At 43.2% G+C, this 22614-nt stretch carries 41 protein-coding genes and 1 other RNA gene; 1 reads left to right on the forward strand and 41 read right to left on the reverse strand.

Annotated elements, in window-relative coordinates; all coding sequences use genetic code 11:
- From ACKI39_RS08565 to ACKI39_RS08765, 41 genes are all read right to left on the reverse strand, one after another.
- The coding region (locus tag ACKI39_RS08565; protein WP_407399577.1) for a N4-gp56 family major capsid protein at positions 1-836 on the reverse strand (836 nt) is incomplete at its 3' end.
- 33 nt (positions 837-869) lie between these two features.
- Positions 870-1160 carry a hypothetical protein gene (locus tag ACKI39_RS08570; RefSeq protein WP_407399579.1) on the reverse strand — a complete coding sequence of 97 codons (291 nt, stop codon included), beginning with the start codon at positions 1158-1160 and terminating at the stop codon, positions 870-872.
- Between the two features lie 4 nt (positions 1161-1164).
- Positions 1165-1785 carry a phage scaffolding protein gene (locus ACKI39_RS08575; protein ID WP_407399581.1) on the reverse strand — a complete coding sequence of 207 codons (621 nt, stop codon included), beginning with the start codon at positions 1783-1785 and terminating at the stop codon, positions 1165-1167.
- A 124-nt stretch (positions 1786-1909) separates the two neighbouring features.
- Complete coding sequence (locus ACKI39_RS08580; protein WP_407399583.1) at positions 1910-2737, reverse strand: GH25 family lysozyme; 828 nt, start codon at positions 2735-2737, stop codon at positions 1910-1912.
- Positions 2734-3117 (reverse strand): phage holin, LLH family, encoded by a 384-nt coding sequence (locus ACKI39_RS08585; protein WP_407399585.1) that lies wholly within the window; start codon positions 3115-3117, stop codon positions 2734-2736. The genes ACKI39_RS08580 and ACKI39_RS08585 overlap by 4 nt, the downstream gene beginning before the upstream one ends.
- A gap of 82 nt (positions 3118-3199) precedes the next feature.
- Positions 3200-3577: a putative metallopeptidase gene (locus ACKI39_RS08590; protein ID WP_407399587.1), complete on the reverse strand. Its 378-nt coding sequence runs from the start codon at positions 3575-3577 to the stop codon at positions 3200-3202.
- A 53-nt stretch (positions 3578-3630) separates the two neighbouring features.
- Entirely contained in the window at positions 3631-3843 is a 213-nt protein-coding gene (locus ACKI39_RS08595; protein WP_407399589.1) for a hypothetical protein, read from the reverse strand.
- Positions 3840-6401 carry a phage minor head protein gene (locus tag ACKI39_RS08600; RefSeq protein ID WP_407399591.1) on the reverse strand — a complete coding sequence of 854 codons (2562 nt, stop codon included), beginning with the start codon at positions 6399-6401 and terminating at the stop codon, positions 3840-3842. Before ACKI39_RS08600 ends, ACKI39_RS08595 begins: the two co-directional genes overlap by 4 nt.
- A 13-nt stretch (positions 6402-6414) precedes the next feature.
- Positions 6415-7875, reverse strand: a complete 1461-nt coding sequence (locus ACKI39_RS08605) for a phage portal protein (RefSeq protein ID WP_407399593.1) — start codon at positions 7873-7875, stop codon at positions 6415-6417.
- Complete coding sequence (locus tag ACKI39_RS08610) at positions 7859-8275, reverse strand: SAP domain-containing protein (protein ID WP_407399595.1); 417 nt, start codon at positions 8273-8275, stop codon at positions 7859-7861. Before ACKI39_RS08610 ends, ACKI39_RS08605 begins: the two co-directional genes overlap by 17 nt.
- 13 nt (positions 8276-8288) lie before the next feature.
- Positions 8289-9542 carry a PBSX family phage terminase large subunit gene (locus ACKI39_RS08615; protein WP_407399597.1) on the reverse strand — a complete coding sequence of 418 codons (1254 nt, stop codon included), beginning with the start codon at positions 9540-9542 and terminating at the stop codon, positions 8289-8291.
- 219 nt (positions 9543-9761) lie between these two features.
- Positions 9762-10187: a terminase small subunit gene (locus ACKI39_RS08620; RefSeq protein ID WP_407399599.1), complete on the reverse strand. Its 426-nt coding sequence runs from the start codon at positions 10185-10187 to the stop codon at positions 9762-9764.
- A 157-nt stretch (positions 10188-10344) separates the two neighbouring features.
- Positions 10345-10773, reverse strand: a complete 429-nt coding sequence (locus ACKI39_RS08625; protein WP_407399601.1) for a DUF1492 domain-containing protein — start codon at positions 10771-10773, stop codon at positions 10345-10347.
- A gap of 1 nt (position 10774) precedes the next feature.
- Positions 10775-11113 carry a hypothetical protein gene (locus tag ACKI39_RS08630; RefSeq protein ID WP_407399603.1) on the reverse strand — a complete coding sequence of 113 codons (339 nt, stop codon included), beginning with the start codon at positions 11111-11113 and terminating at the stop codon, positions 10775-10777.
- Between the two features lie 4 nt (positions 11114-11117).
- A complete protein-coding gene (locus ACKI39_RS08635; RefSeq protein WP_407399605.1) occupies positions 11118-12071 on the reverse strand; it encodes a radical SAM protein in 954 nt (317 codons plus the stop codon).
- Positions 12049-12297, reverse strand: coding sequence for a hypothetical protein (locus ACKI39_RS08640; protein ID WP_407399607.1), 249 nt, complete (start codon positions 12295-12297; stop codon positions 12049-12051). The genes ACKI39_RS08635 and ACKI39_RS08640 overlap by 23 nt, the downstream gene beginning before the upstream one ends.
- A gap of 7 nt (positions 12298-12304) precedes the next feature.
- A complete protein-coding gene (locus ACKI39_RS08645) occupies positions 12305-12556 on the reverse strand; it encodes a hypothetical protein (RefSeq protein WP_407399609.1) in 252 nt (83 codons plus the stop codon).
- Positions 12557-12558: 2 nt separating this feature from the next.
- The gene (locus ACKI39_RS08650; RefSeq protein WP_407399611.1) at positions 12559-13413 is read right to left on the reverse strand and encodes an ATP-binding protein; all 855 of its coding nucleotides are present in this window, start codon (positions 13411-13413) and stop codon (positions 12559-12561) included.
- Positions 13358-14140 carry a phage replisome organizer N-terminal domain-containing protein gene (locus ACKI39_RS08655; RefSeq protein WP_407399613.1) on the reverse strand — a complete coding sequence of 261 codons (783 nt, stop codon included), beginning with the start codon at positions 14138-14140 and terminating at the stop codon, positions 13358-13360. The genes ACKI39_RS08650 and ACKI39_RS08655 overlap by 56 nt, the downstream gene beginning before the upstream one ends.
- A complete protein-coding gene (locus ACKI39_RS08660; protein WP_407399615.1) occupies positions 14127-14480 on the reverse strand; it encodes a dATP/dGTP diphosphohydrolase domain-containing protein in 354 nt (117 codons plus the stop codon). The genes ACKI39_RS08655 and ACKI39_RS08660 overlap by 14 nt, the downstream gene beginning before the upstream one ends.
- An 81-nt stretch (positions 14481-14561) precedes the next feature.
- Positions 14562-14777 carry a hypothetical protein gene (locus ACKI39_RS08665; protein WP_407399617.1) on the reverse strand — a complete coding sequence of 72 codons (216 nt, stop codon included), beginning with the start codon at positions 14775-14777 and terminating at the stop codon, positions 14562-14564.
- Positions 14764-14952, reverse strand: a complete 189-nt coding sequence (locus ACKI39_RS08670) for a hypothetical protein (protein ID WP_407399619.1) — start codon at positions 14950-14952, stop codon at positions 14764-14766. The genes ACKI39_RS08665 and ACKI39_RS08670 overlap by 14 nt, the downstream gene beginning before the upstream one ends.
- The gene (locus ACKI39_RS08675; protein WP_407399621.1) at positions 14936-15094 is read right to left on the reverse strand and encodes a hypothetical protein; all 159 of its coding nucleotides are present in this window, start codon (positions 15092-15094) and stop codon (positions 14936-14938) included. The genes ACKI39_RS08670 and ACKI39_RS08675 overlap by 17 nt, the downstream gene beginning before the upstream one ends.
- Positions 15091-15393, reverse strand: coding sequence for a hypothetical protein (locus ACKI39_RS08680; protein WP_407399623.1), 303 nt, complete (start codon positions 15391-15393; stop codon positions 15091-15093). Before ACKI39_RS08680 ends, ACKI39_RS08675 begins: the two co-directional genes overlap by 4 nt.
- Positions 15386-16015 carry a hypothetical protein gene (locus tag ACKI39_RS08685; protein WP_407399625.1) on the reverse strand — a complete coding sequence of 210 codons (630 nt, stop codon included), beginning with the start codon at positions 16013-16015 and terminating at the stop codon, positions 15386-15388. The genes ACKI39_RS08680 and ACKI39_RS08685 overlap by 8 nt, the downstream gene beginning before the upstream one ends.
- A complete protein-coding gene (locus ACKI39_RS08690; protein ID WP_407399626.1) occupies positions 16012-16314 on the reverse strand; it encodes a hypothetical protein in 303 nt (100 codons plus the stop codon). Before ACKI39_RS08690 ends, ACKI39_RS08685 begins: the two co-directional genes overlap by 4 nt.
- Before the next feature lie 11 nt (positions 16315-16325).
- A complete protein-coding gene (locus ACKI39_RS08695) occupies positions 16326-16685 on the reverse strand; it encodes a DUF1064 domain-containing protein (protein WP_407399628.1) in 360 nt (119 codons plus the stop codon).
- An 18-nt stretch (positions 16686-16703) separates the two neighbouring features.
- The gene (locus ACKI39_RS08700; RefSeq protein ID WP_407399630.1) at positions 16704-17099 is read right to left on the reverse strand and encodes a single-stranded DNA-binding protein; all 396 of its coding nucleotides are present in this window, start codon (positions 17097-17099) and stop codon (positions 16704-16706) included.
- The gene (locus ACKI39_RS08705; RefSeq protein WP_407399632.1) at positions 17092-17742 is read right to left on the reverse strand and encodes a Sak single strand annealing protein; all 651 of its coding nucleotides are present in this window, start codon (positions 17740-17742) and stop codon (positions 17092-17094) included. Before ACKI39_RS08705 ends, ACKI39_RS08700 begins: the two co-directional genes overlap by 8 nt.
- A gap of 14 nt (positions 17743-17756) precedes the next feature.
- A complete protein-coding gene (locus ACKI39_RS08710; RefSeq protein ID WP_407399634.1) occupies positions 17757-18221 on the reverse strand; it encodes a siphovirus Gp157 family protein in 465 nt (154 codons plus the stop codon).
- 22 nt (positions 18222-18243) lie between these two features.
- On the reverse strand, positions 18244-18447 hold the full coding sequence (locus tag ACKI39_RS08715; RefSeq protein WP_407399636.1) for an LIM domain-containing protein: 204 nt from the start codon (positions 18445-18447) through the stop codon (positions 18244-18246).
- Complete coding sequence (locus tag ACKI39_RS08720) at positions 18419-18595, reverse strand: hypothetical protein (protein WP_407399638.1); 177 nt, start codon at positions 18593-18595, stop codon at positions 18419-18421. The genes ACKI39_RS08715 and ACKI39_RS08720 overlap by 29 nt, the downstream gene beginning before the upstream one ends.
- Before the next feature lie 16 nt (positions 18596-18611).
- Entirely contained in the window at positions 18612-18743 is a 132-nt protein-coding gene (locus ACKI39_RS08725; RefSeq protein WP_407399640.1) for a hypothetical protein, read from the reverse strand.
- Positions 18744-18777: 34 nt separating this feature from the next.
- Complete coding sequence (locus tag ACKI39_RS08730; RefSeq protein ID WP_407399642.1) at positions 18778-19017, reverse strand: hypothetical protein; 240 nt, start codon at positions 19015-19017, stop codon at positions 18778-18780.
- On the reverse strand, positions 19010-19489 hold the full coding sequence (locus tag ACKI39_RS08735; protein ID WP_407399644.1) for a hypothetical protein: 480 nt from the start codon (positions 19487-19489) through the stop codon (positions 19010-19012). The genes ACKI39_RS08730 and ACKI39_RS08735 overlap by 8 nt, the downstream gene beginning before the upstream one ends.
- On the reverse strand, positions 19482-19967 hold the full coding sequence (locus ACKI39_RS08740; RefSeq protein WP_407399646.1) for a hypothetical protein: 486 nt from the start codon (positions 19965-19967) through the stop codon (positions 19482-19484). The genes ACKI39_RS08735 and ACKI39_RS08740 overlap by 8 nt, the downstream gene beginning before the upstream one ends.
- Before the next feature lie 154 nt (positions 19968-20121).
- Entirely contained in the window at positions 20122-20361 is a 240-nt protein-coding gene (locus tag ACKI39_RS08745) for a hypothetical protein (protein WP_407399648.1), read from the reverse strand.
- On the reverse strand, positions 20358-20762 hold the full coding sequence (locus ACKI39_RS08750; RefSeq protein WP_407399650.1) for a hypothetical protein: 405 nt from the start codon (positions 20760-20762) through the stop codon (positions 20358-20360). Before ACKI39_RS08750 ends, ACKI39_RS08745 begins: the two co-directional genes overlap by 4 nt.
- A gap of 52 nt (positions 20763-20814) precedes the next feature.
- Positions 20815-21321, reverse strand: a complete 507-nt coding sequence (locus tag ACKI39_RS08755; RefSeq protein ID WP_407399652.1) for a hypothetical protein — start codon at positions 21319-21321, stop codon at positions 20815-20817.
- A 29-nt stretch (positions 21322-21350) separates the two neighbouring features.
- Positions 21351-21418: hammerhead ribozyme type II (locus ACKI39_RS08760), an RNA gene on the reverse strand.
- 12 nt (positions 21419-21430) lie between these two features.
- Complete coding sequence (locus ACKI39_RS08765; RefSeq protein WP_407399654.1) at positions 21431-21958, reverse strand: hypothetical protein; 528 nt, start codon at positions 21956-21958, stop codon at positions 21431-21433.
- A gap of 213 nt (positions 21959-22171) precedes the next feature.
- Here ACKI39_RS08765 and ACKI39_RS08770 point away from each other — a divergent pair, with 213 nt between their 5' ends.
- Positions 22172-22519 (forward strand): helix-turn-helix domain-containing protein, encoded by a 348-nt coding sequence (locus ACKI39_RS08770; protein ID WP_407399656.1) that lies wholly within the window; start codon positions 22172-22174, stop codon positions 22517-22519.
- The last annotated feature ends 95 nt before the right edge of the window (positions 22520-22614 follow it).

Raw genomic sequence — 22614 nt, forward strand, 5'->3', positions numbered from 1 at the left:
TCATCATTGTTCAGCTTCAGGATGACATTGTTGTATGACTTTACACTGACGAGAAGCACATAATCATCGGCCTTTGCGGAAGGAAGTGTGGGAAGAACATCGGCCAGATCCACTTCATTGGTTGATGCGCCAGATGCGACAACCTTCAGTGCGCCAGATGTACCAGATGCAGTAAATTTGTAGTAAGAATCGACAGTGCCGACTCTCTTGGAAGGAACAACACGGCAGTTTGCAATTCTGCCGATTTCGCCAGTCATAATGACCTGGCCAGAATACTTGTCAGCGGAAATAAAATCCGAATCCTTGCGAAGTGTGCTGACCTGTGCAGGATTAACAAAAAGCACTTTTTCGCTGTTGACTTCTTCATTAAGAAGATCAATGGCATCAATGATGGAAGCATACTTGATTTTGTTGCTTTCATCGTAAAAGCGCAGCTGCGCACCATTGATGGCAGCATCCAGGCAGTCACTGTCAACCTTGGAAGCGATTGACTTGATAAGCTGTGCGTTTATCTCGCCAACAGGATCGCCGTATCCAGAAAGTGCTGCTTCATCAGTGATGTCAACAGCCTTCATTGCTTTCTTCACAGTTACCTGGGAAGATCCTGCTTCCAGTTTGACTGTATCTGCCTGAACACCTTCTGCGACATCAACTGCATCGCCAATGTATGCATACTGCGGAACAGTGATCGTGTTACCAGGCTGCCCTTCCAAGGTGTTGTCAACCTTTGCAAAAGGCGCAACAACAAGTTTTTTCGGAAGTTTTGCAGATATCATGTCTGCCATGACCTGAGGATTGATAATGTCATTAAGAGTAGTTGTGTATGAAGTACCCATGATTTGAATGTCCTTTCAATTTCTTTTATTTTTTTATTCTGAAATACCCAGTGCAGTTTTTACAGCACCGATCTGTTCAGCATCCATCGCAGTGATGGCCGCCGAAACATCTGCTGCTGTTACTGGGATCGCAGTTTTGACACTGCTTTTCTGTTCCGAAGTCATTGCCTGGATGGCAGTTAAAACTTCGGCCGCTGTTACTGCCGCGCTGGTGTTAATCTGCGCAATGATTGCATCAATGATGGTAATATCCAGCATGTCAGGAAGCGCAGAAGGATTTCCACCAAGCGCAGAAAGAATTGCGCACAATTTATCAGTCAGCATTTAATCACCCCTTTGCTAATTCAGCATAGGCATCAGGATTTTCGTTGAATAATTTCACCCTTTCCTGATATCCCATCTTTGTGAAGGCTTCCTTCGTGATTTCACTGCCTTTGCCATTGTCTTCAGGCAGTTTGTTTTCCAGAACAGTCTTCTTACCAGTGCCTTCAAACTGGCCAGGAAGCTGTGTTTTTAAGGCCGCGATTTTGTCATCCCAGCCTTTGATTTTGCCCTGATCATCAAGTTCCAGGGATCCCTTTTCCTTCAATTTGAAGGTTAAATAATCCACATCCAGGGCCTTTTCAGACAACAGGCCGACCTTAATTGCGGAATCGATCTGTGTCTGTGCCAGCTGTGCCTGAAGCTGTCCGATCTGCGCTTCATAATCCGCGATTTTTTCCTGAAGACCATCCTGGCCCTTTGAAGACTTCTTTAAATCTTCGATCAGTTTCTGCGCTTCCGCATACTGCTGGCTCAAGCTGTCATGATCCGTCTTCAGCTTGCCGTATCTGATATCCAGATTTTCTTCGGAAGAAGTGAAGATCTTATTAGCTTTCATGTCATCCAGGATTGCCTGGGCAACATCATTTGCCACACCTTTGGCTTTTAAGATTTCTGCGAATGTCATTGCTTAATAATCCTTTCAAATACAATTTTTACAAGTTATGTCTTGTTTAGATTGGATGGATGTTTTACATCATCCCAGATGATTGTATGAAAAAAGCACCTTTTCAGGTGCTTAAATCAATAAGTTAATCAATGCTGGCTTTAACCATGTCCGCAAACTTGGAAAGCGCATCAGCGGATTTCTTTCCCACAATGCCATCAACATCGTCTTTGCTTAACAGCTGATGATCACACAGCATTGCCTGGATCCTTATGGATTCCGAAAAAGATAGTGTTATCTTCGCAACATCTTTATCAGGCTTAGTCACACCTGTTTCCTGTAAAACAGGATTGCTTTTATCGCCTGCCAGAATTGATTCATCGATCAGATAATTCTGATCGCAGATCCCAATTCCTGCGACCTGATTGGATCGGATCTTATTTGTTTCGCCACCAAACTGCCACATTGCTAAACCAGGCAGATCAGGTTGCTTAGTTCCCCAGGAAGCGCACCACAGCGCATATCCTGCATTGGCAATGGTTTTGGCATCAATATAGGTGTCAAACCAATATTGATTTGCATAAACACCTGCGGAATATCCTGCCATGTTGAGAATAGAACACCAAGCCAATGCCATTTGCGTTATCGTTTCTTTCCCAGCAACAGCAACAGAAGGATCTTCCAGATCATAGAACACAGGAAGCTGCAGATCCTTGCCTTTTAGCCAGGCAACGCATGCTTCCGCTTCGGCTGCAGCAGCTTCAACAGATGATGCATATGAATACTGATATGCGCCAAGAGGAATGCCAAGATGTTTAAATTCTGCATAGTGTGCATCAAACATCTTATCCTTCCCTGATGCCTGATTACGGCCATATCCTGCCCTTAAAATGGCAAAGGAAACACCATCACCGACTGCCTTGGAATAATCAACACCAGTCTGCCAGGCTGAAATATCAATTCCGAATTTCATTCCGATTTCCCAGGATCTGTTGCTTCACTGAAATTGGAATCAGCAACACCAGTATGCCAGAGCGCGAATCCATATTTTTTCTGAAATACTAATGATTCAATTAATGCCCTGGCTTCAGTGCTGTCATAGGAATAACCTGCATTAGCACAGATTTTTTCAAATGCTGTCATTGCGTATTCCAGTTTATCTTCATTTGATGAATACATCTGCTGAGCAGCCAGCACAACTGTGTTTGCCACAGTCATCATGAATTCCACATCCCTTTCGGATACCCTGGCATATATTTCCGTTTTCTTTGCCTGCAACCAGGGAATAAGATATGTGGTTATTACGGCAGCAATCAATGCCAGTACAGCATTAATAATAGGTGTAATGTTCATTTGATTTTCTTCCTTTCAAAATAAAATAAACACCGCATTTCTGCAGTGTTTTCAACATAGTATTTACTTGCCTGTTAGTTGATTAATGCACCCAATCCATTCCATGCGCTTCCAGGATTGCGCGGAAATCTTCGATATCATGCGGAATAATCTTGGTTTTTCCATCTTCGGAATTAAATCCAACATGCATCAGTTCATGGTGCATCAGGATTTCCATCTGATCGCCTGTCAGATCTGCACAGGCTGGCCTGTAGAATGTGATGATGAAATCTATTCTGGACAGGAATCGGACCCGTTCTTCAACCTTTGTTGTGTCTGCAAAGACAACCTTGCCCTTTGACATCTTCGGCTTTTCAGACCAGATGAAAGCAATCACCGCATCCGCTGCTTCGCGGACATCAGCGAATTTGTCAAAGCAGATCTGTGCCAGATCCTGAAGATCTGCTGCTTCTTCAAACATGGGAATCACATCCTTTCAGGGCATGAAAAAAACACCATGCGCATACATGGTGCTTATTCTTTATATGGGCATTCGTCTTCATTGCGCATTACTGCAATCGGCTTTGATCCAGGATATGGATACATTGCGCAGCAGGCCTTTTCAAAGCTGTTAGACCATACTGTGCCATCATTCTGGAATGCACATCCCTTGCACTGTTTGCATTTGATTACGCTGCTGTTATCGGAAAGACCATCATCTTCCCATTTTTCCTGTAATGTTTTCACCTCTGATATGCTCCCTGTCCGATTACTTCAACATCGATATAGATCTGGCCATGGCTTTTTTCAACCTTCGTAATTCTTAGTTCAGATCCTTGCTGCAGAAGCATTTCTGCTTCATATCCGATCTTCGTCTGTTCGGAATATCCATCCCATCCGATTCCCCTTGCACCATATCCATATGCTGATATTGGCTCAAGATACATCATTTTAGTGCCTGCTGGTGCATAGATGTTCATAATGACATCACCTGAAAATCCGCTGCCTTTGGCAATGCCCATCGACATAAAACCATATTCTGTTCCAGTTAATCCAAGCAGTGCATTTTCAATTTCTGCCTGTGTGCCATAGAAAATGGAAGGATCAAAACCAAACAGCTTAGCAAACCCACTGTAACTGACACCACGATTAAACCACCAGTCTTCTGCATATGACGATCTGTCAATGGCATCTGTCATATTGTTAATAAGGCTGCGGACATAACCCCTGGCATAACCACCATATCCATTTGTGCCGATCTTATCAAGATCGACCTTGCCAACCCCCAGGAATCGACTTGTGCCGTATTCGATTCCCCTTAATGGCTCGTTAATTCTGTGGTAAGAGCTTGTATAGGCATACAATGCTTCCTTTTGGTCATAGTTAAGAGTGCGCCATACTTCGCCTGCCTTTGGCCTTGCAACTTTATCTGCAGCCATTGGCCCACCATTTTTATTGGTAAACCATAATGCATTCTTTTTCCGTTCTTCAGAAAAAGGATTTCCTGGATCTGGTATTTTAACATTTTTCCCCAGGTTTTGCAAATCAGCTTTTATCTTTGACAGCTGATTTTTCTTGTCATACAGTGCCTTGCCTTCTGCTTCAAATTCGTCAAGCTGATTCAAATAATTCTTGAATTTCGCAATTTCGTCTGGATCTGTTGTGTGCAGAAGTTTGTTGTTATAATAATCCCTTTTCTTCTGAATTGATGCCTGCTTTTCATACCAGTCTTCTGTGGTAACATCATCTTTCCAGATTCCTGAATAAGTTTTGATTTCTATGTTCGCAATTTGGTTTTCAAGTTCGGCCTGTTCTTTGGTTAAAACCTTTTTTTGTTTGGCCAGGGCCTTCTTATTCAGTTTATCCTGGAATGTTTCCTTTTGCTTTTGCAGATCGTTATAGGCATCAATATCAGGTTGCGCAGCATGCTTCAGGAAATCATCAAGATCCGCATATCCTGATGTTAATGCGGCCTGCTGCTGATCAATATCGGAAATCTTTTCACCCAGTTTCTTTTCCGTCAGATATTCCTTCTTTGGCGCAGGATCTGGTGCAGGCACAGGATCAGGTGCAGAAGGCGCAACATTCGGATCTGGTGCAGGTGTAGCATTCGGATCTGGTGCAGGTGCTGCCTGTGCAGCAACCTGGGCCACTGCCTGGGCAGGATCAATACCTGCGCTGTTCATTAGTTTGGCCATTCCTGCTTTGTCCAGCAGCGGATTTTCATCTGCCAGTTCAATGTATTTCATCAGATCCTGATGATCAAATGCATTAATCAGTTCATATATATCATTTGTGCGATATTTGGCACTCATTGCCTGGACATATTTCATGTATTCCAGGTTTTCCTTTGAATTGTAAGCAGTCTTAAATGCTTCATACTGCTTGTAATTCTTGAATGTCTTCAGTTCCTTGCTGAAGTTATCCATCTTAGTGAATTCATCATTCAAGGCCCACCTTGGCTTTGAAATGACAACACATCTGCAATTGATATCTTCTGAAGCAATACCGAATGCGCCAGGCCTTTCGACTTCCATTCCATTCAGTTTGAATGGCTCACCGACTTCGGCCATCGCGCCATCGAACATTCTGTGTGTTTCCCTGGTTTTGCCATCCAGAACAGCAGACCAGATCCGCACCAGATCCGCGCCATGCGCTTTGGCATCTTCCGCGGAATCCTGGAATGCTTCCTGCTGGATCCTGTGGCCTTCTGTCCTGGCGATCCGTTCTGCATTGTACAGGCCAGATCCTGATGCCATATTAATGTTCCTGGCAATTTCGGAATAGGATAAACCTGAAGCGATTCCCCTGGATAACTCAGCAGGAATAACCTTCTTCAGCTTCGCATAATCGACACCCAGGTGATCATAATAGCCTTCTTTGATCTTGGAATTTGTCAGAACAGCTTTGGCCATCTTCACCTGATCTATTGGCGAAATTACAGGCACACCACTATGCAGCAGTGTGTAAGCAGATCCTGTCCAGGCATCTGAATAACAGCCATTCAGATATTCCTGGATTGTGGCATACTGATCCGAATGCAGCTTATCCAGGATCCCTTCCACCTGGCCCTTCAAATTGTCTTGAAACTGTTTCTGATAGACCTTTGACTGCTTCATTGACAATATCTTTGAAGCATTCAGATATTCGCCTGCGGCCTTTGCTTCATCTGCTGCATCCTGCAGCATGTCTATGTCCGCCTGCAGGATTTTAGCCTTATCCACAATGTCCTGCATGGCGGATTTGTACTGCTTTTCAAGTTGCTTTATTGCCTGCGCTTCCGATTTAAGCAGGGATTCATGCACTTGTTTGTTCCACTTATCCAATCAGATCATCATCCCTATTATTGCTGATACGATCCAAAATGTCCAAAGCCTGTATTGCTTCATCCTTGGCATCAGGGATCTTATCCTTAATTTCGTTATAATCCAGATCCAGGGCATCGCAGATGTTCTGGATCAGTGTAGCGGAATCCAGAAGGGAAGCGCAGTTAAGCAATGTTGTGATCAGCACCTGCTGCTTCTGCGCATCAATTAATTCTATCTGGGCATTGTCCAGAGCATTAGTCATGATTTCGCGCTGGAAATCAAAATAGACATCCTTCATCTGATAATCAGTTCCCTGATCATCATTGATTTCCTTCAGAACAACCTGCAGCAGCTTGCGCAGGAATTGCTGAAGACGGATTTCCAGTTTATTGCATTTAAGATCGAGTAACGCATACCTGGATTTAATGACAATGTTTGTGATATTGCCATCACCCTGTTGTGCGCTGTTAAATGCCATGCCGAAGCGATAAATGTTCTTTTCATCCAGGGCCAGCTTCGCTTCTCTGGCCTGATAAGGAATGTTAACTGTGCGAATGTCAACATCACCTGTGTCATCCACACCAATGTGCTTCTTTGTGCGGATATTAGTCATCAGTTCATCCAGGTTATCGCCCTGGAATCCTTTGACAACATACAACACTTCATTGGCATCCTGAATGTTGTTGGACAGGCCGCATGACATCAGATCATAGTCATCAATCAGATCTTTGATCGGTTTAAGCGCGGAAAACTGCTTCTTGCAGTAATCCAGGCGGAAGAACGGAATAAAGCCATAACCTTCATAATAGGTTGCATCGGATCCGTCTTCTTTCCACATTGTATGCGGCCTGGGATTCACTTCTGCGGAAGGATCCAGAACAATTATCCCATTGTCTTCCTGGCAATAGAAATAAGTCTGGACACTATCCCACACCTGAATCCTGTTGATCTTTTTGTTGTTTTTGCCAATGCGATCAACATAGGAATATATGACATAATCACAGTGATCTTCGGTTTCTTTTGCGCGGACTTCAACCACACCAATGGAATCCGCAGCCTGGAAGCATGTCTTCCCATCTGCGCCTTTAAAGGCATACATATAATCGAATCCCTTGGCCTGTGTTCCTGTAATCACTTCATAAAGTTCAGCCTGGAAATCTTCATTATCATTGAAGTAAGCATCAAGTTCCGCTTGCAATTCAGGTTTATCAGATCTTATGAATCCGTCTTTGCCTGAAAGCATGTACTGTGTTGCCTGATCCACAATTTCTGTGAAAAACGGATGACTTATTTTGATGTTGGATCTTGTCTTGTCCTCTTTGACTTCACCATCAGAATCAACAAAGAACAGGCGATACTGGCGGATGTCATGATCCGCTTCATAGTAACGCATGCCTTCCTTTGCCAGCTGCTTCTTTCTCGACATCGCATCCTGTTCAATGAATGTTTTTATCTCACTTGTTGTTAACATACATATCACCCCTTGCATCCAGGATTCTATCAATCAGTTCTGCCTTTGTGCCTGATCTGGGAACACCAATCTGATCACATACTGCCTGCAGTTCCGCCTTCAACATTCCGCTGATGTCAATCAGATCTGCTTCAGGAACAGGATCCGCATCAATCAGATCTGATTCAGGAATCGGATCGGATCCAGAATCTTCATCCAGGCTTGCCAGGATCGATTCCAGCATTTCACTTTTCAATGTTATCGCATAGCGCATGGCATCAAGTTGATCTGCAGAATGCCTGTTTCCTTTGCTGGCCATTTCTTTTGCAATGTCCTTCAGTCTGCCATCAATGCTGCAGTGTTCAGGTTTAATGTTCAGTTTATTTTCAATCTGTGTAAGCAGATCCCCATATGTTGCCATAGGCATCCCCCAGTTAACAGATCCATTTGGATCCTGTAATGTAGTTTTCCAGTGCGTAACGCATTGCATCCATCAAATGGTTAAAGTCATCAATTGGTGCATTTGTCATGACACCAAATCGATCCTTTTCCCATGTGTAGTTTGAAATCTCAGTGATGAAGTTAACGCAGCGCGGATGAATGATTATTTCCAGATCCTGGATCCACTGGATCCCATTCTTGACTGAATCCTTACCTTTGGCCGCGCCTTTTATCCGAAGGCCCAGGGATTTCAATTCATCAATGCTTTTCGGCTCGGCTGAATCCGCTGTGATCCTTTCCTTGCCGTATCCCATTGCCTGGATTGATTCCGCAATTCGCTTATTTGACAGGCCTTTTTCATACAATTCATCGAACACAAACAGCTGTTTCTTCTTCTGATCCAAAAGACCGCAGAAAACTGCTGTGGGATCGTTTGTGTATCCAAAGTCAAGACCAAAACAGGAAACCAGGGAAGGATGATCTGCCAGGAATGCTTCATCCTTCGGATTGAATTCTGCTTCCCTGAAGTTCTCATAAACCAGGCCTTCAACGATTCCCCATCCGCCTAAACCTGCCACGGCATATCGCCGCGGATTCCTGATCTTCATATCATCGAATGCTTTAAGATCTGCTGCATCCAGGAATTCATTGCACATGTAGTTGGTTGTCAGTGCCAGTGTTTCGTCATCAGGATTGTCGAAGAATCGTTTCTTTATCCAGTGATGTTCATTCCATGGATTGAATGTTAATGTCCACTGCTTCCACAATCCAGGCGGACAGGATCCGCGAATTGATTCATCCAGGATGTTGAAATCATCCTCAGACATGATCTCATATGCTTCTTCAATCCATCCCCAGCACAGAACACCAACATCAACAGTTATTGATGTAACCTTCAAAGGATCATCCAGACCGCGGAAATAAATCTTCTGCCCTGTGGGCAAATATTCAGCTTCAAGCGGACTTTCCGTAAATTTCCACCAGGGATCCGCACCCAGCCTGTGTACTGCCCATTTAAGTTCCGTATAACAGGAATCCTTCAGTGTTCGGAATGTCTTCCTTACAACCAGTGTGTTTGCCTGCGGATATTGCATCATGTTGACAATGATCCACAGCGCAGTTGTCTTTGATTTTTTTGAAGCTCGGCTTCCCTTGACAACTCTATAACGGCCTTTGAATTTCCAGAAGGCCGCATATCCTTTGCCAACAACATCAGGCAGGAAAATCCTCAAAGCTGAATTATTCATCAGTAAACACCATTATGATCTTTTTACACTGCCGTTCATGGCATCTGTGTGTCTGGATCTGGCCCAATGACAACCAGCCTTTGTAATGATCACAATAGGCCACAGGATAATGTGTCCAGTTATTGTCGATCAGTTGATAAGCATCTTTCTGTCTTGGCGGAAGATCATTCTTCCTTTCATGTTTTCGCTTGTTCTGGGCCTTCCTGTTCCCATGCGCCATTATTCTTCCAGATCATCAACACCTGAAATTATTACAGGTGTCACATCCATTGAAACTTTCTCAGTGTATATCCCATATCTTTTGCCCATCAGTTCCGCTGCCTTCAGCTTGTTTGCTTCATCAGGGCCTTTGATGATAACCTGCTCCGCACCCCAGGAATTCCTTGCCAGCACTTCAGATCTGCTTTCACCGCGAATGACTGATGTCAGATATCGCAAAACTTCATCCTGGGAAGCAATCAAAGCAGCTTCCTTTTCCGCCATGCGCTTTTCGATATATTCTTTGATAGCAGGTTTTGTCAGGTTTTCAGATCCGATCACTTTAGCTGTTCTGGTTGAATATCCTGCGCGGATTGCGGCCTGTGTCGCATTAAGATCGATCAGATATTCATCGCAAAATCTCTGCTGTTTTCTGTTCAGGGCCACAATCGTCACCACCTTTCAGGGCATACAAAAAGCCAGGCAGAATTAATCTGCCCAGCTTAATGAAAGGAAACAAAAATGATTGTTCAGAAGGAAAGAATCCTTCGTCAGACTTTTCAAATCATTTTGCAGCATAGTTATATCACGCGGAAACACTGAATTAAAATGAACACATGTCATCCTTCAGGATTTTGTTTATTGATTGCAGCGCATTTCCGTGAATTTTGTAGATCCATCTGCAAGTGTAATTCATTTCAACTGCAATTTGTTCCCAGGTTTTGTATTCAAAGTATCGCTTATACAGAACATTTCGCTGATCAGGATCTTCCACCTGATCCAGCAGGGCCAGAATTAGATCCCTTTTGTCAACCAGGGCATCGATTTCCGCGTTGATTTCATTATTCAGATCCACAATCTTGGGCATAATCTCGCCCAGCTTATCCTGGAATCCGCCACTAAAAGATGGATCATCCTTCAGTGTTGGTGTAATCTTCAGAAGCATGGCCTTCAGGTGATCTATTTCCGTCGCTTTAATGTCTATTGATGTGTCCAGGGATCGGATCTGCTTCATTAGTTCTTTTGCATTCATTTTATGCTTCCTTTTTCATTGGCATGCTGACAATATCATCAGCAATTGGCGCATTCATCGGATCCGCCAACCTGCATCCCCTGTCAAATCCGACTTTGTATCCCAGATCATAACCTTCTGAATGGCCTTTGTTGTATATGTCCTGGATCAATTTATCATCCAGATCTACCTTTATGGTTGTCGCTATAGCTGCCATCATCTTTCCACCTTTCTTTTGGATCTGACTTTCCAGGGCATCCTGGATCCGAAACCAGAAGGAATATGATGCCATTATTTCATCACAGACTTTTCCTTCCATAATTGTTCTATTAACAAGTTCCAATGCTTCATTTGGTGCCATTCAGTCACTTCCTTTCATGTTTTCTTTTATTGTCATCAAAATCTTCAAATTTCTTAATACTTGCGAATAGATATCTGTTATTGCACCATTGCTGAAGTTTTCTATATTCATTCCCCTTTGGAATGCTTTGTTTGTTATACAGCATCACATATGGACTAAATCCCATATCCCTTAATGTGTAGATCCTTTCCAGATCTTGGGCAATTGTTGTATTGAAATTGCAGAGAACGAATACCCCCAGTTTCCTGTAATCGATTCCTGTTATATCCTTGAACATCTGGAATTTGGGAATTATCATTTCCTTATCTTCATATCGATCCCAGGCGAAATGGATCCGCTTAATTTTGATCTGCTTCAGCATTTCCGCCTTTTCAGTTGTCATCAGGCGGATATCCAGGCCCTGATTGAAATCAATCCATGCGCGACTGTCGATCAATTGCTGCAGCAGATCCTTCCATTGGCTGCAGGCCAGAATATTCGGATCACAAAGAACAATGTTCTTCTGACCATTCCAGAATTCATTCAGATCTGCAACCTTCACAGATCTTCTTCCTTCCTTTGCTGCCACATGGCAGAAATCGCATCCCCTTGGACATCCCCTGGACAGAAATCCATATGCTGTATCAGTGATCCCATAAATAGAATAATCAGGGAAAATGTGTTCTATTTCATCTGGAAGGTGTATGTCTTTGGATGCATCAAACACTTCTTGCCCATCAACCAGTCTGATGCAATAACCACTTCCGCCTTGAATGACTTCATCTGCATCAATGTAGTATTCATAATCAGGTGAAAAGCTGAAGATCTTTGACATATAAACCTTGTCACAATGTCCTGTGCCGATTGCTTCATACCATACAACTTCATCACCTTTCGCCTTATGCCAGGCGGAAAGTTTCATCAGCGGAAGATTCGGATAATTGTGGCCATCAACATCAATTAATCCTATCTTTGCCATTTTCATCACCTTTCGCAACAGGCTTGGCATCTTCCAACTGTTCGGAAAAACCGACAAGTTCAAAATATTTGCGCTGCCACTCATCACGCTCTTTGCGAATGACATTGATGTCGCTCGCAAGCTGTTCTATGGCATCTGCAGCATTTCGCAGATCGTTCTCTGCTCCACTAAACCATTCTATATCTGCGTAATCGCGGAGCGCATCGACTAATTCTTTGTAGTCCATTCATCATTTACCTTTCGTATGAAATCCGAAGGGCCTGCCTGAAGTATTTTGCAAAAGGTTGAAGTTTATCCGTTATTTCTTTTGCAAAAGCCTTGTTTCCGCAGACAATCATGAAAGGCATATCAAAGCAGTGCCATTTATCATCTGCAATTTCCTGGGCATTTTCCTGGCGCGTTGATTTCATCCAGGCCCTAATTTCATCAGGGAATGTAAATCCCAGTCTTGATTCGATTTCTTCAATGCTCAGATTTCCCAGCATTATCATAATTCTGTCACCCCTTTCAGCCTGAAATTTTTTGATCTGTCAGGCTTCAAGCTGAATGCCTTGGCCCTTTCAAAGATCCTGCCACCAATTGCTTCATCAATGTTGATGATGTCATTGACAGTGCATTCGCTGCTGATAATCGTAAGCAAATCAGGATTGTTATATCTGAAGTTCAGGATCTCAAAAGCAATATTTACATCTGCTGCTGTTGGTTTCTGTGAATCTTCGGATCCTCTGCCTGTCTTGAACAGATCATCGATATACAACACCTTCACCTTTTTCAGCGGATCCATCCAGGCACTGTAAAGGGCCGCATCATTAACTGCCGCTTTGATTTTTGGTGCTTCATCTCGCCAAAGCATATATTTAACTGGCATGCCTTCAAGTAGAAATTCGCGGCAGATTGCTGTGCATAGATGTGTTTTTCCTGCTCCAGACTGTCCGCCGATAAAAAACCAGCCTTTCTTTTCCAGGGAATATGTCTTTGCGGCTTCCTTCAATGTGATCTGCCAGTCTTCTGTTGCAATAAATTTGCTGAATGTGTAATCCCTGATGATGTTCTTCAGGCCAGATCGCTGCATCATTCGGATTGTGTGTCTAATTTTCATGCATTCGCAGTCACAGGCCACATTTGTCCAATTGCCTGATCTTGTCTGCTTTACCTTCATGATGATGCCTCTGTTTTTGCATATAGAACAGCTGTAACCATCATCTTCATTCAGGTTTCCTTCCGTATCGTTAAATGCATCCGCCTTCATTCTTTCGCTTTCTTCATCGGAAAGTCTTGGCGGAAGATCAGAAAACGATTCCATATTCAGTGTGTTCTTCAACACTGCTTCCAGTATGTCCATTTTTGTTCCTTTCGTTTAAGTAACTTTCAAATTTTGTTCCAAATAAGGTTTCAGGCCTGAGGAATTTTTCCATATCGGATCCCAACCAGGATTTGCATTTGTTTTCAATGACTGTTTTGAAGTCATCCAACCTGAAGCCTTCATTCCACCTGGCGCGGATCAGTCTTCTTGTTTTATCGGATCCTGGTTTAAACTTTGTGCCAGCTTTTGCATTCAGATAATCGACAATAGATATATAATCTATTTCTTCTTCTATATCTTTATCTATATCTATATCTGCTGCGTTACTTTGCGTTACTGTAGCGTTACATGTAGCGTTACATCCAGCGTTACATCCAAGCAGTTTTTGCTTTGCTCTGGATTTTGCAACCCTTTGCCTGGTTTGTTCACGGATCTTTTCCAGGCCATCCACATTCTGATGGTTTTCCCAGTCTGAGATCATCAGGCAATTTGTGTCAGTGCTTATCATGCCAAGCTGTTCCAGGGCATTTAATGCCAGGATAATTGTGTTTTCTTCAAAGCCAAGTTCATCTGCCAACATCTTTGGTGTATATGGAATATTTTCTGTCAGGAAAATCATTCCGCCTGCATTGCATCGGCCTGCCATTGTTAACAGCATCACCCAGATAAGAACAACACTGTTTCCATCAGGAAGCCTTCGCAGATGTTTGATCTTCTTATTATCAAACATGTCTGTTGTCAGTTTGATCCATTTAACATCCGACATCTGTTCCATCCTTATTCCACGGAGTATCTACACATTCAGGATGACTGACTGTCATCTGAATCGCCCACAGCAGATTCCAGGCCGCTGCTAACAAATGCGGCTCATCATCCCAACCTTCCAAGTATTTCGCTAAATGCCTGGCCGCGGAATCAAGCAGCGAATGTGTAGGGATCCCCAGATCCACATTGTGTTCGCCGTACTTGGCAGCACCAGCTTCGCAATGTTTGCTGATTTCCATTATTGCGGCCCAGGGCAGAAGATCCATTCTGCCCTTGCCTTTTGCCATATCCCTGACTGCGCCTGTGTCAAATTCGCGCCTTTCTCCAGAATCTTTGATCATTTAAGTTCCCCTTTCAAAAGTATCTCCAGCCAATCCATCCCAGAATGGCAATGATTAATATTATTGCGTTCTGATCTGGTGTCATTTCTTTGCCCTTTCCTTTGCAGCTTCCTTTGCTGCTGCAGCGCGTTTTGAAAAATATGCTTCAGTCATCTGCCGCTTTAATCTTTCGATTTTGATTTTCTGCTTTAGTTCTTCCATGCGCTGTTTTTCCGCCAGATATTCAGGGCAATCAACATGGCAACCAACATGCCGCTTAGGTGCTTCGCAATACTGGCAACATCTAATGTGCAGCATCCTTTGCCTGGTGCTTTAGCACCCAATCCGTTCTGGATTGCCTTAATTCATCACAGCACGGATCAGGATTCCATCCGCAGTGATCGCATTCTGTCTGATGCTCACAGACAACACCCTGATTATTTTTGCACCTGGGCCACTGTTTGTGCATCTTAGCATTAGTTGTTGGCATCATGGTTTTCTGTTTCCTTTCTTTCTTCGGTTTCCAATATTTTTATGATTTTAGATAAAGGAACATTGCTTTCCGCAATCTGGCCATTAATCAACAGGTTGTAAAATCCTGTTCCCTGGATCTTATTGATTCTGACTTCCTTCATGACACTGCCCAGGCCCTGAAGATTTCTTCATTTTCGGCCCTTCCTTCCTTCACAGAATCGATTGCCTTGAGTTCAGGATGTTCCGCCTGGGCCTTTCGCCTGCATCTGCCGACTGTTTCCAGGGAAGGAAATCCGCGCAAGGATCTGGTAATCATAAACTTTTCCAGGTTTATTTCGTCTGTGGGAACACCATAGTATTTCAGCACCTGGATCCACAGAAATTCATCGCTGTTTCTTGTCTGCGGATTATCTTCCAGGATTGCCATAACAATTGCTGTAATATTCTTTAATTCAGTCATTATCGTTTTCCTTTCTTGTTATCAAATCTGAGTAAGGCAAACTGGATATCCATCTGCACAAATCATGCCATTCATCCAGCTTGTGATCCTTTCTGGCTCGGTAAATGTTCGACAGCACTTCATAATTCATCAGCACTGTCCGCTTTTGGTTATATGATGAAGGCAGGATCTGAATCATCTGCCACCACCAGGTTTTGTCATTAGTTTCAAGAAATCTTTCCCTGCAGTAATTCAGCCAGAAGAATATCTGATACTGAAAAATTTCCAGGGAATCCTTCGTCAAGTGTTCTGTGCTGAAGTCTTCCAGTGTGAATTCCTGCTTATGGATCCTGTGCATGGTGCTGCAAGAATTGGCGACAGTGCCGACTTTGTAGGTGTCGAATTCTTTCCACCAGTACAGCGGAGCAGTAATGTCTGCTGTTACGATGATCATCCGCTTGAATTTTGAATGGTCGGATCCTGAATTCACCAGCTTAGTCATCAGTGCCAAATCATTGTGTCCAATTACAATGTCATCATCCAGAACACCACTGTCTGATTTGTCCCAGGAATTCATTGGATTTCGCATTCCCCTGATTGCTGCTTCCCAGCCTGCTGTTTCTGTTCTTTCAATCGTTATCATTTGGACACCCCTTCAGGCGCATGATAGTCATATTCCCAGTGATAGATGCAATCGAATGCACTGTCATAAACTTTCTTCACGCTGCCTTCTAATTTTCTCGGATGCACACCAGGATGTTCAACCTTCACATGTCTGTAATATTCCACCATGTTGATTGGCTCAGGTGTTACCTGGGCCGCGATCTGTTCCTGGATGATCTGTTCCATCAGGATCTTGTCATCATGCTGCTTCCTGGCACTGACCATAATCATGACCATGCAGGCTAAAGTAACAATTAAAATGGCCTGTAATTTGCGCATATCATTTCCTTTCAGATCTCATGTATTGTTATGTTCCACATGTGCAGCATCAGTTTCCGTTTCAGGATGTAGGCATCTGTTCTGAAGCCTTTGGTGTCTTCCACAACCAGATGCCCATCCTTATCGTAATAGGTGAAATCTGCAATGTAGGAAACTGCCCTTTCGGTTTTACCGAATTCATTTTTCTGGGAAGGCAGCAGATCAAATTTCACTTGCCGTTTCAGGGCCGAAATCTGGCCTGCCCTTTCTAAAAGTTTCAGCTGCTGCCATCTAACCGCTTCCCTTTTGGAATCGAAAATAAAACCATCAATTTCAACTTTGTGGTTGCCATATTTCCGCCTGGATCCTGCAAATCCGTTTCCATTAATCATTGCTTTCCGCCTTTCGGATCAGAACGGCAGATCACCATCATCTTCAGGCATTTCTTCATAGCCTGCAGGTGCTGCAGATGAATCCGAATTGCCTGATGATCTGCCGCCAGCAAAGCTGACATCCGAAACCTGGATTTCCCACACGCGCTGTTTCAAACCATCTTTGTTTTCATAAACCCTGGATTCCATTGATCCGCTGACTGCGATCCAGGATCCCTTCTGGAAATACTTGCTGACAAAATCAGCAGTGCTGCGCCAGGATATGCAGTCAAAATAATCTGTCAACCTTTCGCCCTGTGTGGATCTGTTTCTTTCGACAGCAACAACAAACTTTGTAAAATCGACACCACCTGTTGACTGTCTGTGTTCAGGATCCTTAACTAATCTGCCAACAATGTTGATTGAATTAAGCATTCTTTCCCTTTCCTTTCTGTTCATTTTCCAGCTTTTTCATGCATTCTGCGCACAATTTTCTGCCATACTTGCGCTGTGACAGCTGAACAAGTGCATTAACATCCAGTGTTCTGCCATCTTTTGATTTAATCGGAATGATCGCCTGATCGCATTCTTCGCAGAAAACTTCTTCCTTCTTCGGATCCTGCTTAGCTGCCTTCTTGGTTTCAGGTTTCTTGGCCGCCTTTTTGGTGTCTTCCTGGACAGCTTCGCCTTCTTCTTCAGGAAGATCTTCGCCTGCATAGATGTAAAGGCCCAGGCCATGCCGCGCAACAGCTTTCGTTAAGCTGCGCTGAATGGCCTTATTTACATCAAATGATGTGACCTTATCCAAGGGAATGCTGTTGTTTCTGAAATCCATTACAGGCAGCATTTCAATGTGTTCAATGCCATTCACTGTGACACCAGTCTTCACCCAGCATGTGCGGCCATCTGTGTGATAATTCCAACCATCAGAATTTTCGTAAATTGTATATGTGGCATCAGGGAAAAGTTTCTTAACTTCGCCCCAGGCCCAGGCCCAGGAAAGATATGTCAGGCCGTTTTTCTTCTCTGTTTTGCCACTAACATTAATGGCATTGAGCATTGCAAAATAGTTATCCATCTTTGCTTCCTTTCTCACTTGATCTGCGGATTCAGATTCTGGACTAATTCGCAGCCTTTAACTTTGGATCCTGCCTTCAGCATGTCTTTGATTGCCTTCTTATCAGGTTTGATGGTTACTGTTTTTACCATGTATTTCTTCGGAATCAGGCCTTCATCCTGGATCTTAACTGCTTCGGAAGATCTGAAGGAAACTGCAACCTTTTCTGTGCTGAATTTCTGTCCAGCCAGGGCAGATGTCAGATACTGCTTCAGGGATTCAATCTTCTTTTCTGCGGACTTCTGCCGCGCTTCAAAGGTTTCCTTTTGGGCCTTCAGTGCATCTGCTTCCGCCTGCAGGTTTTTGATCCAGCAGGCAACATTTTCAATTTTCTGATTCCGTTCAATCTGCAGTGCTGCCAGCAATTCCAGGTTGATGATCTCGCCTGTTTCCTGATCGATTGTTTCAAGAATTGCTTTATCGATTTCAAATAAGTTCATTTTTGTATCCTTTCATTTCAGTTTATTCTTCATAGATTTCGCGCCTGAATGATTCCATGCAGTCTGCACAGATCCATTCCGCGTTGATGTAATAGGCATATTCATCCTGAATATGTTCACCGCATTCGCTGCACACTGGCAGTCTTGCCAGGGCAGCTTCCTTCTGCTTCAGAATTCTTTCCATGAGATCCAGGTTGTCAGGAATCATTGGCATCACCCCTGGCATTCAAAAACTTCCTGATCTTACGGATCATCTGCAGGAATCCATTCTTTTTTATGCTCGGTTTAATCACCGACTGCCTGGATCCGCTGAACATCCTTGCCTTGTAATTGCTTCTGTGACTGCGCTTGACATGATTTGCTTTACTTGACATTTTTGTTTTTCCTTTCTTATTTCTTATGGATTCGCTGAAAGAATTCAGCCAGGGCCTTTTCCAGCGCATCCGTTCTTTCCTTCTCAGACATGCTGCCAGGATGAATCCTGACAATTGCCCTGCCTGTATCGATTTCCAGGGAATTCATATGATCCCTTCCTTTCTGTGTCTAAATTAGACACTTACCAGTTAAAAAAAATAGAATCAACCTGTTCTGCTGTCATTTTGTACCTTAGCTTAATCCTTGCAATTTCATGCTGTTTGAATTCGCTGCCGTTTTCATTGATTTTCTTGCTGACAGATGCCGCTGTAATTCCAAGATAATCCGCAAGACTGTCATTGGTATCACCATTAAGCACCATCAAAGATCTGAATTTCTTGCTGTCCATATATTCACCACCTTTCATTAATATTTCACCCATTGTCTGTAAATAGTGAGTAGTTCAAATCATCATCGAGCATTGCCCACCTGAAATGCGCTTGCGGATCTATCAATCCTTCATCCTCAAGGGCAAAGCGGCGATCAAAATCGTGGACTGTGTGTCCGTCTACATGAAATGTGATAGGTGAATCATTGTCCAATTTCAGCAGTTTTTCCCATAGTTCAGGGAAGTTGTGCCGTAAATTGCGGAGCTGACCGACACCTTGATTATGGCAGAAAAAGCAACCATCTCTTGTCGCGCCATTATATGTTGGCGACAGCATATCTAAATATTGAGCTTCAAGCCCGCACAAGTCTTCATCCCAATCAATTTGCACAAGTGGCATGATTTTATCATCCTTGATAATGTGCCGCTTTATGCGTTCTGGCTCATCAGCGGCGATTCCAATGTAGTGAACGATATTTATTTTCTGCCCCTCGTTCTGAACATCCTTAAAAACATTTTCAATCACTCCTGTCTTGAGATATCCATTGCACCACGGCCCTTTTCTTGTTGGAAAACCGTAAATAGCGGCTCGTTTGAGTTCGCCATTGCACCAAGATCGCCCTTGGAGCGGGAATCCCTCGATCTTGCTGTCGCCAAGTTTCGGATAACCTTCTCGCCACGCTTTCTCTCTCTCTCTTGGGAGTTACCTCTTTGTAAAACACATCGCAATATGTTTTCTTTTCGCCGTTCTTCTGTGTGGCGCAAAGTCTTGTAACTGGCATACCAAAAACATCAAGACATTTGGCATCCCACCTGTCCTTAAATGCCACCATCGGCGGAAGTTCTGCAGGTGTTTCCTCATCAAACCAAATATCCACGCTTACGATAGCATCGAGCGGCCATCCCATAAGTTGAATGGCACGAAGCATTGCAGTGCTATCTTTGCCCCTGCTCACTGATGCGACATAAATCGTATTAGGTTGTCTTATTCCGTCAAACCACATTGTTACTCCTTTCAGGTGTCTGTAGTTCCATTGGTACAGCAACAATCAATAAACACCACTTCCTTTTCTTTGATCTGCTCTGCATTTCATCCTGGCTTGCAACAGGCCTTGGCTGCATTAGATCAGGGCCAGAAGGCCCTGGATTGTTAAGTGATCAATCAAACATCAAGTCATAAACTTCCTGCGTTTCGTAACGCAGCATACCACCATCCCACATTGGTGAAAGATATCCATCAAACAAAGGTTGATTGTCAAGTTCTGCCCTTGGAACACATGCGCCCTGTTTCCTGAGTGCCGAATAATCAAATGACAGTTTGCCATTGCTTTTGCCTTTCATGGCTTCAATGTCACATACCAGGCCATCAAATCTTCCGCCAACAAAAATTGCCTTCATTCGCCATCACCTTCCTGTCTTGCTTTTTCATCCAGATAGATGCCAATCTTGTCATCCAGATCATGATCAAACAGAATCGAATCCAACTGTTCTACCAACATGGCCCTTTTCGCAGACCATTCACTGAAGGATATTTCATCATTCAGGAATTTCCTGGTATTTTCTTCATAGGCCGCTTTCCATTCGTCATGTGTCATCTTTTTGGGATAAGGATCTGATTCACTGCGGCTTTTCTTCTGCTTGGCAGTAATTTCTAAATCCCAGACAAATGCATTGTCATCCATCCATACCCAATTGTGTTCTGCGCAAAAGGTTTCTGCTTCCTTTTCTGTGTCGAATGTGCAAAAGTCATACTTCACGGATCCTGCCACAATGTTAACCACATATACATATTCAATCATTTTTTGTCCTTTCTGGCCTGGTATGATGCCCCAGGCCTGGCCTTTGTTAATGTCAGATTTCTGCAATATTAGGGAATACCCTGTTCATCATGCGATCATAATTATCATATTTGATATTAATCAGCTTGATCAGAAGACCACTGTATGCGAATTCAACAGCTTCACCATGTTCACAAAATTCAATCAGGTATTTCGCCTTCTTGAGAAGTGTTTCTTCCAGGCTGAAATCCTTACCACTTGCCCACCAGAATCGCATTTCTTCAATGCAGGATTCTAAGCTGTCGAAGTGCTTAATCTGTTTGCTTTTCCAGGCAGTCAAATCAACTTCAATGTGGCCTTCTGGCTCAATCCAGATGCTGATGGTTTTCCCATTTTCCAGATTCACTTCCAACCTGTTCCCCAGATCTGACAACCAGTTATTGCCGCTTTCAGAATCGTAAATTTCATAACCTGCTTCTTTGCTTTTTTCCCTATTCGGCCACTGTGACCATACAAATTGATTTTCCTGTGCAAAAAGATTTGCAAACTTCCACGCATCATTTTTACTTGTAACTTTCATTTTTCTTTCCTTTCATCAAAACCATATTTATTGGCCTGCCATCATCAGCGCAGGAAGGGCCATTTCCTGCGGACACCTGTTGCCAGGTGTTTCGGCTTTTTTGTTAATATTAGATATCTGCGATTTCCAGCGGATCTTCGGAAGCATCTTCGCCTGTGGCATAGTTAAAATCAGAAGGAACAATGACATAGTTGCCAGTCATTGCACCGCAAAGGCCGCTTCCGTTTGATCTGAATTCAAACCAGGCAGGCCTGAGGCATGAAACCCGTTTCAGGCCCTTCGCAGCCAGGCCCTTTGCTGTTGTTGCGGATGTCCACACAACGGATCCGTCAGGCATTTCCGCACGAAGCACTGTTGTGCCGTGGTGATATTTACTGGCAACCCATTTAGCTTTCACCAGGATGCCGTCTAATGTGGCATACTCAGCAAACCAATCTGTGCCGCCTGCCTGGATCAGACTGATTTTCTGCTTACAAAGTGCAATGCCGCGATCTTCCAAATGCTGACTTACGAAGCAGTCATCCATGTCAGTCATGCCCTGATCAATTCTTTCATACCTGTTCTTGATAGCATTCTGAAGGTTGTCGATCTGACGATTCAGATCCGCAATTAAGTCTTCACCATAAAGTCTTTTCATTTTTGCATTTCCTTTCATTAATCAAAACCCTGTGTCTATTTCAGACACCATTGTGATAAAAAAATAAGTCAAATGTCTTATTCAGACACTGACATTATATGCCTTCATGTTTATGCTGTCAATACTTTTCTATATGGTTTATAAATATTTATTGAATTCAAGGAAACTTTAGTTTATTATTAAGACACCATCACCAGGAAAGGAAGTGATACATTGAACATTGGTGACAAGATCAGAAATGCAAGGATTCAGAAGAATCTGACGCAAGAAGAATTGGGAAACATGTTAGGTGTACAAAAATCTGCAATAGCAAAATGGGAAAATGGCCGCGTGGTTAATATTAAAAGAAGCAACCTGAAGAAATTGTCTGACATTCTGGAAATACCTGCGCATGAATTGATATCCGATGATTGGGAAAACCCCACAGAAGATATGGCGGAATTTCATGCTTCAATCCTTATGGATCAGGATCTTATGCAATCTATCAGGGAATATTATTCCCTGGACAACAAAACGCAGAAGATTGTCAGGAATTTTATTCACAGCTTAGTCAAAGAATGATTCCAAACAGTTTTTTAAGAAGGATTATGACATAGTTGATTTGATCTTCATTCAGATGATCAATGATATTCATAAGATCTTCGTATGCTGTCATG

Origin of the sequence: Treponema sp., from assembly GCF_045641405.1 — a bacterium.
Classification (GTDB): domain Bacteria; phylum Spirochaetota; class Spirochaetia; order Treponematales; family Treponemataceae; genus Treponema_D.

Bases quoted from the DNA above. Each gene is read 5' to 3' on its own strand.
- ACKI39_RS08615 (WP_407399597.1), bottom strand. From the start codon at position 9,542: ATGAATAATTCAGCTTTGAGGATTTTCCTGCCTGATGTTGTTGGCAAA.
- ACKI39_RS08590 (WP_407399587.1), bottom strand. From the start codon at position 3,577: ATGTTTGAAGAAGCAGCAGATCTTCAGGATCTGGCACAGATCTGCTTT.
- ACKI39_RS08725 (WP_407399640.1), bottom strand. From the start codon at position 18,743: ATGAATTCCCTGGAAATCGATACAGGCAGGGCAATTGTCAGGATTCAT.
- ACKI39_RS08700 (WP_407399630.1), bottom strand. From the start codon at position 17,099: ATGCTTAATTCAATCAACATTGTTGGCAGATTAGTTAAGGATCCTGAA.
- ACKI39_RS08650 (WP_407399611.1), bottom strand. From the start codon at position 13,413: ATGGACATACTGGAAGCAGTGTTGAAGAACACACTGAATATGGAATCG.
- ACKI39_RS08740 (WP_407399646.1), bottom strand. From the start codon at position 19,967: ATGTGGTTTGACGGAATAAGACAACCTAATACGATTTATGTCGCATCA.
- ACKI39_RS08715 (WP_407399636.1), bottom strand. From the start codon at position 18,447: ATGCCAGGGGTGATGCCAATGATTCCTGACAACCTGGATCTCATGGAA.
- ACKI39_RS08745 (WP_407399648.1), bottom strand. From the start codon at position 20,361: ATGAAGGCAATTTTTGTTGGCGGAAGATTTGATGGCCTGGTATGTGAC.
- ACKI39_RS08670 (WP_407399619.1), bottom strand. From the start codon at position 14,952: ATGATGCCAACAACTAATGCTAAGATGCACAAACAGTGGCCCAGGTGC.
- ACKI39_RS08610 (WP_407399595.1), bottom strand. From the start codon at position 8,275: ATGGCAACATATGGGGATCTGCTTACACAGATTGAAAATAAACTGAAC.
- ACKI39_RS08635 (WP_407399605.1), bottom strand. From the start codon at position 12,071: ATGGCAAAGATAGGATTAATTGATGTTGATGGCCACAATTATCCGAAT.
- ACKI39_RS08695 (WP_407399628.1), bottom strand. From the start codon at position 16,685: ATGATTAATGGAAACGGATTTGCAGGATCCAGGCGGAAATATGGCAAC.
- ACKI39_RS08750 (WP_407399650.1), bottom strand. From the start codon at position 20,762: ATGATTGAATATGTATATGTGGTTAACATTGTGGCAGGATCCGTGAAG.
- ACKI39_RS08580 (WP_407399583.1), bottom strand. From the start codon at position 2,737: ATGAAATTCGGAATTGATATTTCAGCCTGGCAGACTGGTGTTGATTAT.
- ACKI39_RS08640 (WP_407399607.1), bottom strand. From the start codon at position 12,297: ATGGACTACAAAGAATTAGTCGATGCGCTCCGCGATTACGCAGATATA.
- ACKI39_RS08705 (WP_407399632.1), bottom strand. From the start codon at position 17,742: ATGGATAACTATTTTGCAATGCTCAATGCCATTAATGTTAGTGGCAAA.
- ACKI39_RS08710 (WP_407399634.1), bottom strand. From the start codon at position 18,221: ATGAACTTATTTGAAATCGATAAAGCAATTCTTGAAACAATCGATCAG.
- ACKI39_RS08675 (WP_407399621.1), bottom strand. From the start codon at position 15,094: ATGAAGGAAGTCAGAATCAATAAGATCCAGGGAACAGGATTTTACAAC.
- ACKI39_RS08690 (WP_407399626.1), bottom strand. From the start codon at position 16,314: ATGCGCAAATTACAGGCCATTTTAATTGTTACTTTAGCCTGCATGGTC.
- ACKI39_RS08575 (WP_407399581.1), bottom strand. From the start codon at position 1,785: ATGACATTCGCAGAAATCTTAAAAGCCAAAGGTGTGGCAAATGATGTT.
- ACKI39_RS08570 (WP_407399579.1), bottom strand. From the start codon at position 1,160: ATGCTGACTGATAAATTGTGCGCAATTCTTTCTGCGCTTGGTGGAAAT.
- ACKI39_RS08605 (WP_407399593.1), bottom strand. From the start codon at position 7,875: ATGTTAACAACAAGTGAGATAAAAACATTCATTGAACAGGATGCGATG.
- ACKI39_RS08625 (WP_407399601.1), bottom strand. From the start codon at position 10,773: ATGAATGCAAAAGAACTAATGAAGCAGATCCGATCCCTGGACACATCA.
- ACKI39_RS08655 (WP_407399613.1), bottom strand. From the start codon at position 14,140: ATGTCGGATGTTAAATGGATCAAACTGACAACAGACATGTTTGATAAT.
- ACKI39_RS08630 (WP_407399603.1), bottom strand. From the start codon at position 11,113: ATGGCACCAAATGAAGCATTGGAACTTGTTAATAGAACAATTATGGAA.
- ACKI39_RS08755 (WP_407399652.1), bottom strand. From the start codon at position 21,321: ATGAAAGTTACAAGTAAAAATGATGCGTGGAAGTTTGCAAATCTTTTT.
- ACKI39_RS08730 (WP_407399642.1), bottom strand. From the start codon at position 19,017: ATGGGTGAAATATTAATGAAAGGTGGTGAATATATGGACAGCAAGAAA.
- ACKI39_RS08680 (WP_407399623.1), bottom strand. From the start codon at position 15,393: ATGACTGAATTAAAGAATATTACAGCAATTGTTATGGCAATCCTGGAA.
- ACKI39_RS08665 (WP_407399617.1), bottom strand. From the start codon at position 14,777: ATGCTGCACATTAGATGTTGCCAGTATTGCGAAGCACCTAAGCGGCAT.
- ACKI39_RS08585 (WP_407399585.1), bottom strand. From the start codon at position 3,117: ATGAACATTACACCTATTATTAATGCTGTACTGGCATTGATTGCTGCC.
- ACKI39_RS08645 (WP_407399609.1), bottom strand. From the start codon at position 12,556: ATGCTGGGAAATCTGAGCATTGAAGAAATCGAATCAAGACTGGGATTT.
- ACKI39_RS08765 (WP_407399654.1), bottom strand. From the start codon at position 21,958: ATGAAAAGACTTTATGGTGAAGACTTAATTGCGGATCTGAATCGTCAG.
- ACKI39_RS08660 (WP_407399615.1), bottom strand. From the start codon at position 14,480: ATGATCAAAGATTCTGGAGAAAGGCGCGAATTTGACACAGGCGCAGTC.
- ACKI39_RS08685 (WP_407399625.1), bottom strand. From the start codon at position 16,015: ATGATAACGATTGAAAGAACAGAAACAGCAGGCTGGGAAGCAGCAATC.
- ACKI39_RS08720 (WP_407399638.1), bottom strand. From the start codon at position 18,595: ATGTCAAGTAAAGCAAATCATGTCAAGCGCAGTCACAGAAGCAATTAC.